Annotated in this window: 13 protein-coding genes; 10 read left to right on the top strand and 3 right to left on the bottom strand. The window is 73.9% G+C overall.

Annotated elements, in window-relative coordinates; all coding sequences use genetic code 11:
- Positions 1-10 precede the first annotated feature (10 nt).
- The 3 genes from JJV70_RS07125 (at position 11) to hutI (ending at position 3814) form a co-directional block, all read left to right on the top strand.
- Positions 11-1198, top strand: a complete 1188-nt coding sequence (locus JJV70_RS07125) for an allantoate amidohydrolase (protein WP_219046962.1) — start codon at positions 11-13, stop codon at positions 1196-1198.
- On the top strand, positions 1189-2544 hold the full coding sequence (locus tag JJV70_RS07120; RefSeq protein ID WP_219046882.1) for a formimidoylglutamate deiminase: 1356 nt from the start codon (positions 1189-1191) through the stop codon (positions 2542-2544). The genes JJV70_RS07125 and JJV70_RS07120 overlap by 10 nt, the downstream gene beginning before the upstream one ends.
- 91 nt (positions 2545-2635) lie before the next feature.
- Entirely contained in the window at positions 2636-3814 is a 1179-nt protein-coding gene (hutI, locus tag JJV70_RS07115) for an imidazolonepropionase (protein WP_308294718.1), read from the top strand.
- Between the two features lie 20 nt (positions 3815-3834).
- Here the strand turns inward: hutI and JJV70_RS07110 are convergent, their stop codons facing one another.
- Complete coding sequence (locus JJV70_RS07110; protein ID WP_219046881.1) at positions 3835-4758, bottom strand: RNA polymerase sigma factor SigF; 924 nt, start codon at positions 4756-4758, stop codon at positions 3835-3837.
- 281 nt (positions 4759-5039) lie between these two features.
- Between JJV70_RS07110 and JJV70_RS07105 the strand changes: the two genes are divergently transcribed.
- Both JJV70_RS07105 and JJV70_RS07100 read left to right on the top strand, forming a co-directional pair.
- Positions 5040-5423, top strand: a complete 384-nt coding sequence (locus tag JJV70_RS07105) for an STAS domain-containing protein (RefSeq protein WP_219046880.1) — start codon at positions 5040-5042, stop codon at positions 5421-5423.
- A gap of 152 nt (positions 5424-5575) precedes the next feature.
- Entirely contained in the window at positions 5576-6133 is a 558-nt protein-coding gene (locus tag JJV70_RS07100) for an ATP-binding protein (protein ID WP_219046879.1), read from the top strand.
- A gap of 108 nt (positions 6134-6241) precedes the next feature.
- Here the strand turns inward: JJV70_RS07100 and JJV70_RS07095 are convergent, their stop codons facing one another.
- A complete protein-coding gene (locus JJV70_RS07095; protein WP_219046878.1) occupies positions 6242-7744 on the bottom strand; it encodes a peptide MFS transporter in 1503 nt (500 codons plus the stop codon).
- Between the two features lie 425 nt (positions 7745-8169).
- Here JJV70_RS07095 and JJV70_RS07090 point away from each other — a divergent pair, with 425 nt between their 5' ends.
- On the top strand, positions 8170-8859 hold the full coding sequence (locus JJV70_RS07090; protein WP_219046877.1) for a response regulator transcription factor: 690 nt from the start codon (positions 8170-8172) through the stop codon (positions 8857-8859).
- A gap of 39 nt (positions 8860-8898) precedes the next feature.
- On the top strand, positions 8899-10206 hold the full coding sequence (locus JJV70_RS07085) for an ATP-binding protein (protein ID WP_219046876.1): 1308 nt from the start codon (positions 8899-8901) through the stop codon (positions 10204-10206).
- Here the strand turns inward: JJV70_RS07085 and JJV70_RS07080 are convergent.
- Complete coding sequence (locus JJV70_RS07080; protein ID WP_219046875.1) at positions 10132-10641, bottom strand: GtrA family protein; 510 nt, start codon at positions 10639-10641, stop codon at positions 10132-10134. The two genes, JJV70_RS07085 and JJV70_RS07080, sit on opposite strands and share 75 nt — an antisense overlap.
- A gap of 141 nt (positions 10642-10782) precedes the next feature.
- On the opposite strand from JJV70_RS07080, the gene JJV70_RS07075 reads away from it, so the two are divergent.
- The 3 genes from JJV70_RS07075 (at position 10783) to JJV70_RS07065 (ending at position 13693) form a co-directional block, all read left to right on the top strand.
- Positions 10783-11922: a 5-(carboxyamino)imidazole ribonucleotide synthase gene (locus JJV70_RS07075; protein ID WP_308294717.1), complete on the top strand. Its 1140-nt coding sequence runs from the start codon at positions 10783-10785 to the stop codon at positions 11920-11922.
- 83 nt (positions 11923-12005) lie between these two features.
- Complete coding sequence (purE, locus tag JJV70_RS07070; protein WP_219046960.1) at positions 12006-12509, top strand: 5-(carboxyamino)imidazole ribonucleotide mutase; 504 nt, start codon at positions 12006-12008, stop codon at positions 12507-12509.
- On the top strand, positions 12506-13693 hold the full coding sequence (locus JJV70_RS07065; protein ID WP_219046873.1) for a dipeptidase: 1188 nt from the start codon (positions 12506-12508) through the stop codon (positions 13691-13693). Before purE ends, JJV70_RS07065 begins: the two co-directional genes overlap by 4 nt.
- The last annotated feature ends 31 nt before the right edge of the window (positions 13694-13724 follow it).

The raw sequence follows: 13724 nt of genomic DNA, 5'->3' as shown, positions 1-13724 counted from the left end.
CTTCCTTCAGATGTGGCGCGAGCTGGCGCCGATCGGCCGCAGCGCCGAGACCGGCGGCTACCGGCGCTACGCCTGGACGCCCGCCGACGCCGACTGCCGCGCCTGGTTCCGCGCCCAGGCACACGCCCGCGACCTGGCCTACGAGGTGGACCGCAACGGCAACCAGTGGGCCTGGCTGGGCGACCCGGCCGCCGGGGACGCCGTGGTCACCGGCTCGCACCTGGACTCCGTGCCCGACGGCGGCGCCTTCGATGGCCCGCTCGGCGTCGTCTCCGCGTTCGCGGCGCTGGACGCCCTCCAGGCGCGCGGGGCCGCGTTCGCCCGCCCCGTCGCCGTCGTCAACTTCGGCGACGAGGAGGGGGCGCGCTTCGGCCTGGCCTGCACCGGCTCCCGCCTGACCGCGGGCCAGCTCACCGCGCAGGCGGCGCGGGAGCTGCGGGACGCCGAGGGGGTCAGCCTCGCCGACGCCATGGAGCGCGCCGGGCAGGACCCGGAGGCGATCGGCCCCGACCCCGAGCGCCTGGCCCGCGTCGGCGCGTTCGTGGAACTGCACGTGGAGCAGGGCCGCGCGCTGGCCGACACCGGGCACCGGGTCGGCGTCGCCTCCGCGATCTGGCCGCACGGGCGCTGGCGGTTCGACTTCCACGGGGAGGCCAACCACGCCGGGACGACCCGCATCGCCGACCGCCGCGACCCCATGCTCGCCTACGCCCACACCGTGCTCGCCGCGCGGGAACAGGCGCGGGCGGCGGGCGCGCTGGCCACGTTCGGCAAGATCGCCGTCGATCCCGGCGGCGTCAACGCCATCGCCTCCCGGGTGCGCGGCTGGCTGGACTCCCGCGCGCCCGACGAGGAGACGCTGGCCACGGTCGTCGCCGCCGTCGAACGGGCGGCCCGCGCGCACGCCCGCACCGAGGGCGTGGACGTCGGCGTCACCCGCGAGTCGTTCACCCCCGTGGTGGAGTTCGCGCACCCGCTGCGCGACCGCCTAGCCGCACGCCTGGGCGGCGCCCCCGTGCTGCCCACCGGCGCGGGACACGACGCCGGTATCCTCGCCGCCGCCGTGCCGACCGCCATGCTGTTCGTGCGCAACCCCACCGGTGTCTCGCACTCACCCGCCGAGCGGGCCACCGAGGACGACTGCCTCGCCGGGGTCGAAGCGCTCGCCGACGTACTGGAGGACCTCGCGTGCCGCTGACCGATCCGGCGCTCCCCGCGACGTACTGGGCCGAGCACGCCTGGCTGGACGGCCAGGTGGCGCACGGCGTGGCGCTGGAGGTCAGCGGCGGCCACCTCACCGCCGTCCACCGCGAGACGCCCACCGCGCCGCCCGGCGCCGAGGTGCTGCGCGGCTTCACCCTGCCGGGGCTGGCCAACGCCCACAGCCACGCCTTCCACCGGGCGCTGCGCGGCACCGTGCAGGCGGGCACCGGCACCTTCTGGACGTGGCGCGAGGCGATGTACCGCGTCGCCGAACGGCTCACCCCGGAGAGCTACTACGCGCTGGCCCGCGCCGTGTACGCGGAGATGGCACTGGCCGGTATCACCTGCGTCGGCGAGTTCCACTACCTCCACCACGCCCCCGGCGGCGCGCGCTACGCCGACCCGAACGCCATGGGGCAGGCGCTGATCGCCGCCGCCCGCGACGCCGGGTTGCGGCTGACGCTGCTGGACACCTGCTACCTGTCCGCCGGGTTCGGCGAGCCGCCGACGCGGCCCCAGCAGCGTTTCAGCGACGGCAGCGCGGACGCCTGGGCGCAGCGGGCGAGCGCGCTGAGCGGCGACGCCACCACCCGCGTCGGCGCCGCGATCCACTCCGTGCGCGCGGTGCCCGCCGCCCAGCTGGCCACCGTCACCCAGTGGGCCGCCGAGCGGCGCGCCCCGCTGCACGTCCACCTCTCCGAACAGCCCGCCGAGAACGACGCCTGCCGCGCCGCGCACGGCCGCACCCCCACCGGGCTGCTGGCCGACCACGGGGTGCTCGGCCCGCGCACCGTCGCCGTGCACGCCACCCACCTCACCGACGCCGACGTCACCGTGCTCGGGGAGTCCGGCACCGGGGTGTGTATGTGCCCCACCACCGAACGCGACCTGGCCGACGGCATCGGGCCCGCCGCGCACCTGGCGCGGGCGGGCAGCCCGCTGAGCCTGGGCAGTGACAGCCACGCCGTCATCGACCTGCTGGAGGAGGCGCGCGCGCTGGAGCTGGACGAGCGGCTGCGCACCCGCACCCGGGGCCACTGGACGGCGGCCGGTCTGCTCCGGGCCGCCACCGGCGACGGGCACGCGGCGCTCGGCTGGCCCGAGGCGGGCCGCCTCGAAGCCGGTGCCCCGGCCGACTTCACCACCGTCGCCCTCGACTCGGTGCGCACCGCAGGGCCCGCGCCCGCCCTGGCCGCCGAGACGGCCGTGTACGCGGCGACGGCCGCCGACGTGCGGCACACGGTCGTCGCCGGTCGCATGGTGGTGCGTGACGGCGCCCACCGTGGCGTGCCGGACCCGGCCGCCGCGCTGGCGTCCGCGATCGCCGCCGTCCTGCACTGACGCCGCCCGCCCTGCCGCCCCCGCACCGCCCGCCCTGCCGCCCCCGCACCGCCTGCCCTGCATCCCGCCACCACGTCAAGGAGCCAGCCCCGTGGCCGCGACCACCGTCATCCGCAACATCGGCAGCCTGGCCACCGGCGACCCGGAGCTGGGCCAGGGACCGCTCGGCCTCCTGCGGGACGCCGCCGTCGTGATCGAGGGCGAGCACGTCGCCTGGGTCGGGCCGCAGGGGCGGGCGCCCGCCGCCGACACCGCCTGCGACGCCGAGGGGCGGGCCGCGCTGCCCGGGTTCGTCGATTCCCACTCGCACCTGGTCTTCGCCGGTGACCGCACCGAGGAGTTCAACGCCCGCATGTCCGGGCGCCCCTACAGCGCGGGCGGCATCCGCACGACGGTCGCCGCCACCCGGGCCGCGAGCGACGCCGAACTGGCCGCGACGCTGGAGCGGTACGTGCGCGAGGCGCTGCGCCAGGGCACCACCACGCTGGAGACCAAGTCCGGGTACGGGCTCACCCCGGCCGAGGAGGCGCGCGCCCTGCGGATCGCCGCCGCCCGGCTGGAGGAGGTCACCTACCTCGGCGCCCACGTGGCCGCACCCGAGTACGCCGACGACGTGGCCGGATACGTCGGGCTGGTCACCGGCCCCATGCTGGACGCCTGCGCGCCGCACGCCCGCTGGGTGGACGTGTTCTGCGAGCGCGGCGCGTTCGACGGCGACCAGGCCCGCGCCGTGCTCACCGCGGGCATGGCGCGCGGCCTGGTCCCGCGCGTGCACGCCAACCAGCTCGGCCCCGGGCCCGGTGTCCAGCTCGCCGTCGAACTGGGCGCCGCCTCCGCCGACCACTGCACCCACCTGACCGACGCCGACGTGGCCGCGCTCGCCGGGGGCAGCACCGTCGCCACCCTGCTCCCGGGCTGCGAGTTCTCCACCCGCGCTCCCTACCCCGACGCGCGGCGCCTGCTCGACGCGGGCGTCACCGTGGCGCTGTCCACCGACTGCAACCCCGGCTCGTCCTTCACCAGCTCCATGCCGTTCTGCGTCGCCGTCGCGGTGCGCGAGATGGGCATGACACCGGATGAGGCGGTGTGGTCCGCCACCGTGGGCGGTGCCGCCGCGCTGCGCCGCGACGACGTGGGCCGCCTGCGGCCGGGGGCGCGCGCGGACGTGGTGCTGCTGGACGCGCCCAGCCACGTCCACCTCGCCTACCGGCCGGGCGTGCCGCTGGTCAGCGACGTGTGGCAGCGCGGGGCGCGCGTCTGGCACCGCTGAGCCGGGCGGGTCCGCGTGCCCTACTCCTCGACGGTCAGCCCCTTGCGCAGGCGGGTGAGGGTGCGGGCGAGCAGGCGGGAGACGTGCATCTGCGAGATGCCCAGCTCCTCGCCGATCTCCGACTGCGTCATGCCCGCGACGAAGCGCAGCGAGAGGATGCGCCGGTCGCGCTCGGGCAGCTCGGCGATCATCGGCTTGAGCGACTCGATGTACTCGATGCCCTCAAGGCCGTGGTCCTCGTACCCGATGCGGCTGGCGAGGGCGCCCTCGGCGTCGTCCTCCTCGGGCTGCGCGTCCAGCGAGCTGGCGGTGTAGGCGTTGCTGGCCGCCATGCCCTCGACGACCTCCTCGCGGGAGAGGTTCAGCCGCTGGGCCAGCTCGGCGACGGTCGGCGCGCGGTCGAGCTGCTGGGCCAGTTCGTCCCCGGCCTTGGCCAGGTCCAGGCGCAGCTCCTGGAGGCGGCGCGGCACCCGCACGGACCAGGAGGTGTCCCGGAAGAACCGCTTGATCTCGCCGATGATCGTCGGCATCGCGAACGTCGGAAACTCCACGCCGCGTCCCGGCTCGAAGCGGTCGATGGCCTTGATCAGGCCGATCGTGCCGACCTGGACGATGTCCTCCATCGGCTCGCTGCGGGAGCGGAAACGCGTGGCGGCGAACTTCACCAGCGCCAGGTTCAGCTCGATGAGGGTGTTGCGCACGTAGGAGAATTCCGGCGTGCCTTCGTCCAGGGTGGCCAGGCGCTCGAACAGCGTCTTGGACAGGGCGCGGGCGTCAACCGCTCCCACCTCGTCGTACGGGGGGATCGCGGGAAGCCCGGACAGCTCACCGTCGAGGTCGTCCAGTGCGGTGTCGTCCGTCGCGAGCGCGTGGCCCTCGGCGACCTTCCCGGTCTCCTCGGGGGTGACGCGCGCGGGGCGCACCTCGGCGGGCTGGGGTGACATGGTGGTCCTCCATTGTTGACCGGCATATGGCTGCCGGAGCCGTGACGTGCACTGCGAGGTGCGGCGCCTCCATGGCTGACGTGCTGGTCCGCTTCCCTCATAGACCTATCCGGTGTTGCGGGGGCACGGCAAGTGCGGTATGTCCGGTTAGGTTGCCTCGGGTCGTTTGCCCCGGTACCGGTGCGGGACGTCAAGGCGTAGGGTTCGAACGTGTGAACACGGGGGTAGAAGCAACAGCCGTCTCCTTCGGGAAGCGGCCGTGAAAGGCGGAAGAGGTGGGCATGGACCGCGCGGTGCCCGGGAGTACCAGTCACCGGAGTCGGCTGGCGGTCAGGGTGCGCCGGCACGGTTCCCTCGCCGTCGTCACCCCGGAAGGTGAGCTTGACCACCACACGGCGGACCTGTTGCGTGCGCCACTGGAGGAATCCGTACACAACGGATGCATCCATCTGGTGGTGGACTGCTCGGGTCTGGAGTTCTGCGACTCCACCGGGCTCAACGTGCTCCTGAGCGCCCGGCTGGCGGCCGAGGAAGCCGGGGGCCGCGTCCACCTGGCCGCGATGCGGTCCGCCGTGGCGCGCGTCTTCGAGATCACCGGCGCGGGCGCGGTCTTCGCCGTCCACGACACCCTGGATGACGCGCTGCACGGCCTGCCCGGCGGGTGAGGCGTTAGCCGCGTCACACGGTGCCCGGGGAATCCATGGGTGTTCCCTGGGCACCTCCGGGCAGGAGACCTTCTGTATCTGTTGGCGGCCGTTTCCCCGCGCGTAGGGCGGACGGTGAGAAACACTCGGTGTACCGGTGAGGTGAAGCACTGATGAGCACCACCCGGCCCTCTGCGGCGGGCGAGCGGGGCCCGGAGCCCAAGGAGGCTCCGCAGCCCGCGTCCGCCGCCTCCGTGGCTCCGGGCGTGGCCGGTACCCCTCCGCACGCCACGGCGCCAGCCGGGCCGGGCCGGGGCGCGGCGCACCAGCTGCGCCGACTGCGGCTCGTGGGCGTCAGCGGTGCCGTCCAGCGCTCCCGTGACTTCACCCGGGAGGCCCTGCGGGACTGGGGCTGGCTGCCCGCGCCCGACCCCCAGGCGCAGGCCGCCGCCGAGGACGTGCTGCTCGTCGTCTCCGAGCTGGTCACCAACGCCTGCCTGCACGCCGGAGGGCCACAGGAGGTGCGCATCGCCCGCGAGGACGCGGGGCTGCGCCTGGAGGTCACCGACGCCGGTTCCGGCGAGCCCGCACCGCGCACGCCGCACCAGGCCGGGCGCCCGGGCGGGCACGGCATGTTCATCGTCGAGCGCCTGTGCAAGAACTGGGGCGTCGCCTACGCCCCCGACGGCGTCGGCAAGACCGTTTGGGCCGAGCTGACGCCAGCGCTGTAACCGCCGGGCCGGACGGCAGCCCCGTGCGCACCCGCACCTACGCCAGCTGACGGCGGTGGGCCGGAACCTCCCGGGTTCCGGCCCACCGCCGTCTGCTGTGCGGGGCGCCTACCTGACGTCGCCCATCAGCGAGCGCAGCTTGCGCGAACCGGCCAGGAAGGCCAGGCCCGCCGCCACCGCGACGACGGCCCACATGCTGTAGTACGCGACGTCGCCGAGCGGCCCGTTCAGCCGGGTCACCCAGCCGTTGAGGGCGTTGCCGGTGGCCGTCGCCAGGAACCACAGGCCCATGACCTGGCTGACGAACTCCTTCGGCGCGAGCTTGGTGGACAGCGACAGGCCCACCGGGGACAGGCACATCTCCCCGAGCGTCTGGACGAGGTAGACGCCCAGCAGCCAGAACACCGTCACCCGGCCGCCGTCGCTGCTGGCGGCCGCCGCGCCCGCCAGGCCCATCAGGCCGAAGGAGCCGCCGATGAGCAGCATCGCCAGGGCGAACTTCACCGGCGTGCTCGGCTCCCTCTCGCGCCGGGCCAGCCGCACCCACAGCGCGGCGAACACCGGCGCCAGAATGATCACGTAGACCGGGTTCACCGACTGGAACCAGGACGCGGGGAACTCCCAGCCGCCGATGCCCCGGTCGGTCTTGGTGTCCGCGAAGATCGTCAGCAGCGAGCCGGACTGGTCGTAGATCATCCAGAACAGCACGGCGGTGACGAAGAACCACACGAAGGCGACGATCTTCGGCCGGTCCGCCGCCGACAGCTTCGGGCTGCGGAACATCATCCAGAAGTAGCCGATCGGCAGCACGATGCCGAGGACGGCCAGCGCGTTGACGATGTGCTCGATCGTGAACGTGCCCAGCACGAGGTCGAGCACCAGCGCCGCCACCGCGACCCCGGCCCACAGCGCGGCGCGGCCCAGCACGCGGCGCTTCTCCTCCTGCGAGGCCGGGTTCGCCGGCACGCGGCCGACCTCGCCCAGATGCCTGCCGCCCAGCACGTACTGGACGACGGCCAGCGTCATGCCCACCCCGGCGACACCGAACCCCAGGTGCCAGTTGACCTTCTGGCCCAGGGTGCCGACGACCAGCGGCGCGGCCAGGGCGCCGATGTTGATCGCCATGTAGAACAGCGTGAAACCGGCGTCGCGGCGGGCGCTGGACTGCCCCTCGTACAGCCCGCCGACCATCGCGGAGATGTTCGGCTTCAGCAGGCCGGTGCCCGCCGCGATGAGGGCCAGGCCCAGGAAGAAGACGGCGTCGTTCGGGATGGCCAGCACATAGTGGCCGCAGGCGATGATGATGCCGCCGACGAGCACGGTCTTGCGGGCGCCCCACAGCCGGTCGGCCACCCAGCCGCCGGGCATCGAGGTCATGTAGACGACGGCGTTGTAGACGCCGTAGATCGCCGCCGCGAGGGCCTTGCGGTCCTCCAGCGGGCCGTCGAGTACGCCCTCGATCAGGTAGAGCACCAGGATGGCGCGCATCCCGTACCAGGAGAAGCGCTCCCACATCTCCGTCATGAAGAGGGTGGCCATACCGCGCGGGTGGCCGAAGAAGGTGGCTTCGCCGCTGGGGCGGGCGCCGTCCTTCGTCATGCTGGACGCCATGGGGGTTCCTTGTGGGTTCAAGGCGCACGTCACAGGGTGGGAGCGCGCGCCCGGACGGGGGTGCCGCGGGCCGGTGGCGCCGGTCCGCACAGGAAGACGGCCGGGTGGTCCGTCCCGGCCGCTCAGGGGCCGTGCGGGAAGAGGCGTCCCGGCGGCGGTTCCGCCGGTCCGCGTCCGGCACGGCCCGGGGCTCCCCAGCGGGGGAGCGCAGTCACTTTACGCCAGACCCACACACCGACCGAAGATCGATGAGATGTGAATCACAGGTAAAGAACGGCTTTACTCGACGCTTTCCATGGTGGAAGTCCGTTCCGGCCGCCGGAGCGCGGGCTAGACCACTGGAGTGGTCCGGGGTGCGCGCGGCTGGGGGAGCGGCCCCGGGCGTCCCCGCCCGAGCCCCTGGCCAGCGGGACTACCATCGGGCCATGACCCGAGTACTGCTCGCCGAGGATGACGCGTCCATCTCCGAGCCGCTCGCCCGCGCGCTGCGCCGGGAGGGGTACGAGGTGGAGGTGCGCGAGGACGGCCCCGCCGCGCTGGAGACCGGGCTGCGCGGGGACGTTGACCTCGTGGTGCTCGACCTCGGACTGCCGGGCATGGACGGACTGGAGGTCTGCCGCAGGCTGCGCACCGAGGGCTGGACCTTCCCGGTGCTGGTGCTCACCGCCCGCGCGGACGAGGTGGACACCGTCGTCGGCCTGGACGCGGGCGCCGACGACTACGTCAAAAAGCCGTTCCGCCTGGCCGAGCTGCTCGCCCGCGTCCGCGCCCTGCTGCGCCGGGGCACCGCCGAGACGGCCCACCCCGCTCCCCAGCCCCTGGCCACGCACGGGGTGCGCATCGACGTCGAGTCGCACCGCGCCTGGATCGGTGAGGAGGAACTTCAGCTCACCGCCAAGGAGTTCGACCTGCTGCGGGTGCTGGTACGCGACGCTGGCCGGGTCGTCACCCGGGACCAGCTGATGCGCGAGGTGTGGGACACCACCTGGTGGTCGTCCACCAAGACGCTCGACATGCACATCTCCTGGCTGCGCAAGAAGCTCGGTGACGACGCGGGCAACCCGCGCTACATCACCACCGTGCGCGGCGTCGGCTTCCGCTTCGAGAAGAACTGACCCACCGGACGAAGAACCGACCCCACCGGGACAGCCCGCATGCGCCGCCGCCTGATCAACTCCACGCTCGCCGTCGTCCTCGTCGTCATCGCCGTCTTCGGCACCTCGATCGTCATCATCGAGACGCAGGCCATCGAGCGCAGCGCCCACGAGACGACGCAGTCGGAGGCCGCGCGGCTGGTCGCGGTCGTGGAGGCGCGACTCGCGGCGGGGGAGCGGGTCACCGGCGAGACGATGCGCAGCGCCGTGCCCGCCGACCGGTATGTGCGCATCGACCTGCCTGGCCAGCCCCCCATCGAGCACGGCGAGCGGCCCACCGGTGAGGTGATCGAGGGGCGGGAGACCGGCGGCAGCGGCGAGACCGTCGTGGTGCGGCAGCCGCGCAGCGTCGTCACCGACGAGGTGGGACGCATCCTGATGATCATCCTGGCCGTCGCCGCGCTGACGATCGTGGCCGCCGCGCTGCTGGCCGTGCGCCAGGCCCGCCGCGTCGCAGCCCCGCTCACCGACCTCGCCGAGACCGCCGAACGCCTCGGCTCCGGCGACCCCCGCCCCCGGCACCGCCGCTACGGCGTGCCCGAGCTGGACCGGGTCGCCGACGTGCTGGACGCCAGCGCCGAGCGGATCGCCCGCATGCTCACCGCCGAGCGCCGCCTGGCCGCCGACGCCTCCCACCAGCTGCGCACGCCGCTGACCGCGCTGTCGATGCGGCTGGAGGAGATCGTCCACACCGCCTCCCAGCCCGACCCCGAAGGCGGCGAGCCCCACCCCGGCACCGCCGGCGGCGACCCGGTGACCGTGCGCGAGGAGGCGGCCATCGCGCTCGCCCAGGTCGAGCGGCTCACCGACGTCGTCGAGCGGCTGCTCACCAACAGCCGGGACGCCCGCGCCACCTCCGCCGTCGGCTTCGACCTGGACGAGGTGGTGCTCCAGCAGGTCGAGGAGTGGCGCCCGGCCTACCGGGGCGCGGGCCGGGCCATCGTGCACTCCGGCAAGGCCGGGCTGCGCGCGGTCGGCACGCCCGGCGCGGTGGCCACCGTGCTCGCGACGCTGGTGGAGAACGCCCTGGTACACGGCGCGGGCACGGTGGCGCTGCGCACCCGCGTCACCGGCAACCAGGTGGTGGTGGAGGTCACCGACGAGGGGCCCGGCGTCGATCCGCAGCTGGGCTCGCGCGTCTTCGAGCGCACCGTCAGCGGGCACAACTCCACCGGTCTCGGCCTGGCCGTCGCCCGCGATCTCGCCGAGGCCGACGGGGGCCGCCTGGAGCTGCTACAGCAGCACCCGCCGGTGTTTGCGCTGTTCCTCAGCCGGGAAGTCGTCAGCCTCGCCGACGTCACCAGCTGACCGCCGCCCCCGGAAGACCCACGTCCGGTAGGACCAGAACCTAAACGCGGTGCCCAGGCCCAGGCCCACGCCGTACTTGGCGATGTTGTCCGCCAGCGGCGAGGTGAAGCCCAGCCCGTAGTGCGACAGCGCCAGCACGCCGTTCTCGATCACCAGGCCCACCCCGCTGAACAGCAGGAACAGTGACGCCTCCCGCCGCACCCGGGTCTTCGCCGTGTGCAGGTACGTCCAGTAGCGGTTGCCCAGGTAGTTCGTCGCGACCGCCACGGCCGTCGCGATGACGCCGGAACGCACGGTGGCCAGGCCGAAGACGTGCAGGCACAGGTTGAAGGTGGCCACGTTGACCAGGACGCCGAAGGCCCCCACCGTCCCGAACTTGGCCAGCTCGCGCACCAGCCGCCGCATGCGGAGGGCCAGCGGCAGGCGTTCACCCATCGTGATCTTCAGCGCCCCGTTTCTCTGCCCGTCGGTCTGGCCCGCCCCCCGCTCCACGCTACCCGCGCGACCCCGGTCCGCCCCCGCCTCCTCATGCTAGCCGCGCGCGACGCCCCCCGCGGCTCCCCGTACCCTGGGAGCGTGACGTTCCCGGTAGTCGGCATGGTCGGTGGCGGCCAGCTAGCACGTATGACCCACGAGGCGGGCATCGCGCTCGGAGTCCGCTTCAGGCTCCTCAGCGACACCCCGCAAGACTCCGCGGCCCAGGTCGTCGGCGACGTCGTCCTCGGCGACTACCGCGACCTGGACACCCTGCGTGACTTCGCGCGCGGGTGCGATGTCCTCACCTTCGACCACGAGCACGTGCCCACCGAGCACCTGCGCGCGCTCCAGGCCGACGGAATCCCCGTCCGCCCCGGGCCCGACGCCCTGGTGCACGCCCAGGACAAGGGCGTCATGCGGGCCCGCCTCGACGCGCTCGGCGTCCCCTGCCCCCGGCACCGCATCGTCGCCGACCCCGCCGACGTCGCCGCCTTCGCCCGGGCTGGCGGAGGCTTCCCGGTGGTGCTCAAAACCGTGCGCGGCGGCTACGACGGCAAGGGCGTGTGGGTGGTGCACTCCGAGGCCGAGGCGGCTGACCCGTTCAAGGCGGGCGTGCCGGTGCTGGCCGAGGAGAAGGTGGACTTCGTGCGCGAGCTGGCGGCCAACGTGGTGCGCTCCCCGCACGGGCAGGCCGTCGCCTACCCGGTGGTGGAGTCGATCCAGGTCGGCGGCGTCTGCGACACGGTGATCGCGCCCGCCCCCGGGCTGTCCGCGCAGGCATCGGCGTCCGCGCAGGAACTGGCGCTGCGCATCGCGGCCGAACTCGGCGTCGTCGGACACCTCGCGGTGGAGCTGTTCGAGACGCGCGACGGGCGCACGCTGGTCAACGAGCTGGCCATGCGCCCGCACAACTCCGGCCACTGGACGATGGACGGCGCCGTCACCTCCCAGTTCGCCAACCACCTGCGCGCCGTGCTCGACCTGCCGCTCGGCGACCCGCGTCCGCGCGCCCCCTGGACGGTCATGGCCAACGTCCTGGGCGGCGACTACCCCGACATGTACGGCGCGTACCTGCACTGCATGGCCCGCGACCCGCGGCTGAAGATCCACATGTACGGCAAGGACGTGAAGCCCGGCCGCAAGGTCGGCCACGTCAACACCTTCGGGGCGGACCTGGCCGACGTGCGCGAGCGCGCCCGGCACGCCGCCGACTACCTGCGAGGAACGATCACCGAATGAGCGCCCCCGCCGACCGCCCCAGCCCCTCCGACGGCCGCCCCGACGGCTCCCTTGACGGCGACGGCCCGCTCGTCGGCATCGTCATGGGCTCCGACTCCGACTGGCCCGTCATGGAGGCCGCCGCCGACGCGCTGGACGAGTTCGAGGTGCCCTACGAGGTGGACGTCGTCTCCGCGCACCGCATGCCGCGCGAGATGGTCGCCTACGGTGAGCAGGCCGCCGGGCGCGGCCTGAAAGCGGTCATCGCCGGGGCGGGCGGCGCCGCCCACCTGCCCGGCATGCTCGCCTCCGTCACCCCGCTGCCCGTCATCGGCGTCCCCGTCCCGCTCAAGCACCTCGACGGCATGGACTCGCTGCTGTCCATCGTGCAGATGCCCGCCGGAGTGCCCGTCGCCACCGTCTCCGTCGGCGGCGCCCGCAACGCCGGCCTGCTCGCGGTGCGGATGCTCGCCACCCACGACAGCACACTGCGCGAGCGCATGGCCGCCTTCCAGGACGAGCTGAACCAGCAGGCCACCGAGAAGGGCCGCAGGCTGCGCAACAAGGTCTCGGGCGACGCCGGTTTCGGCTTCGGCGGCCGCCCGTGAGCGACCTGCTGGCCCAGGCCCGCGCACTGCTCGCCGCCCACCCCGTCTTCGACGGCCACAACGACCTGCCGTGGGCGCTGCGCCAACAGGTCCGCTACGACCTCGACGCCCGCGACATCGCCACCGACCAGACCGGCCTTCTGCACACCGACCTCCCCCGGCTGCGCGCCGGAGGCGTCGGCGCCCAGTTCTGGTCCGTCTACGTGGCGACGTCGCTGACCGGGGACGCCGCCGTCAGCGCCACCCTGGAACAGATCGACGCCGTCCGCCAGCTCGCCGCCCGTTACCCGGACGACCTCCAGCTCGCCCGCACCGCCGACGAGGTGGCGGCCGCCCGCAGCCGTGGCCGCATCGCCTCACTGCTGGGCGCCGAGGGCGGCCACAGCATCGCGAACTCACTCGGCACCCTGCGCGGCCTGTACGAGCTGGGCGTGCGCTATATGACGCTCACCCACAACGACACCCTCGACTGGGCGGACGCGGCCACCGACGCGCCCCGGCACGACGGGCTCACCGCGTTCGGGGAGCAGGTGGTGCGCGAGATGAACCGCTGCGGCATGCTCGTGGACCTCTCCCACGTCGCCGCCTCCACCATGCGCGACGCCCTGCGCGTCACCCGCGCCCCGGTGATCTTCTCGCACTCCTCCGCCCGCGCGGTGTGCGACCACCCCCGCAACATCCCCGACGACGTGCTCGCGGCGCTCCCCGCCAACGGCGGCGTCGCCATGGTCACGTTCGTGCCCAAGTTCATCGCCCCCGACGCCGTGGAGTGGACCCGGCGCGCGGACGAGAACATGCGCGCGCACGGCCTGCACCCGCTGGACACCACACCCGCCGGAATGGCCGTCCAGCGCGCGTTCGAAGAAGCCCACCCGCGTCCGCGCGCCACCGCCGCCACCGTCGCCGACCACCTCGACCACATGCGCGCGGTCGCCGGTATCGACCACCTCGGCATCGGCGGGGACTTCGACGGCACCGCGTTCCTCCCCGACGACCTCGACAGCGTCGCCGGATACCCCCACCTCGTCGCCGAACTCCTGGCCCGCCGCTGGTCCGGGATCGACCTCGCCAAGCTCACCTGGCACAACCCCCTGCGCGTCCTGCGCGACGCCGAATCCGTCGCCCGCGACCTCCGCGCCACCACACCCCCGTCCAACGCCACCCTCACCGACCTCGACGGCTGACGCGACCCCACCCGGTCGGGCAGGATGCCTG

Origin of the sequence: Streptomyces sp. JJ66 (genome assembly GCF_019303495.1) — a bacterium.
Taxonomy (GTDB): Bacteria; Actinomycetota; Actinomycetes; order Streptomycetales; family Streptomycetaceae; genus Streptomyces.
Note: the sequence above shows the minus strand (reverse complement) of the source record. Positions and strands in the feature narration are given on the sequence as shown.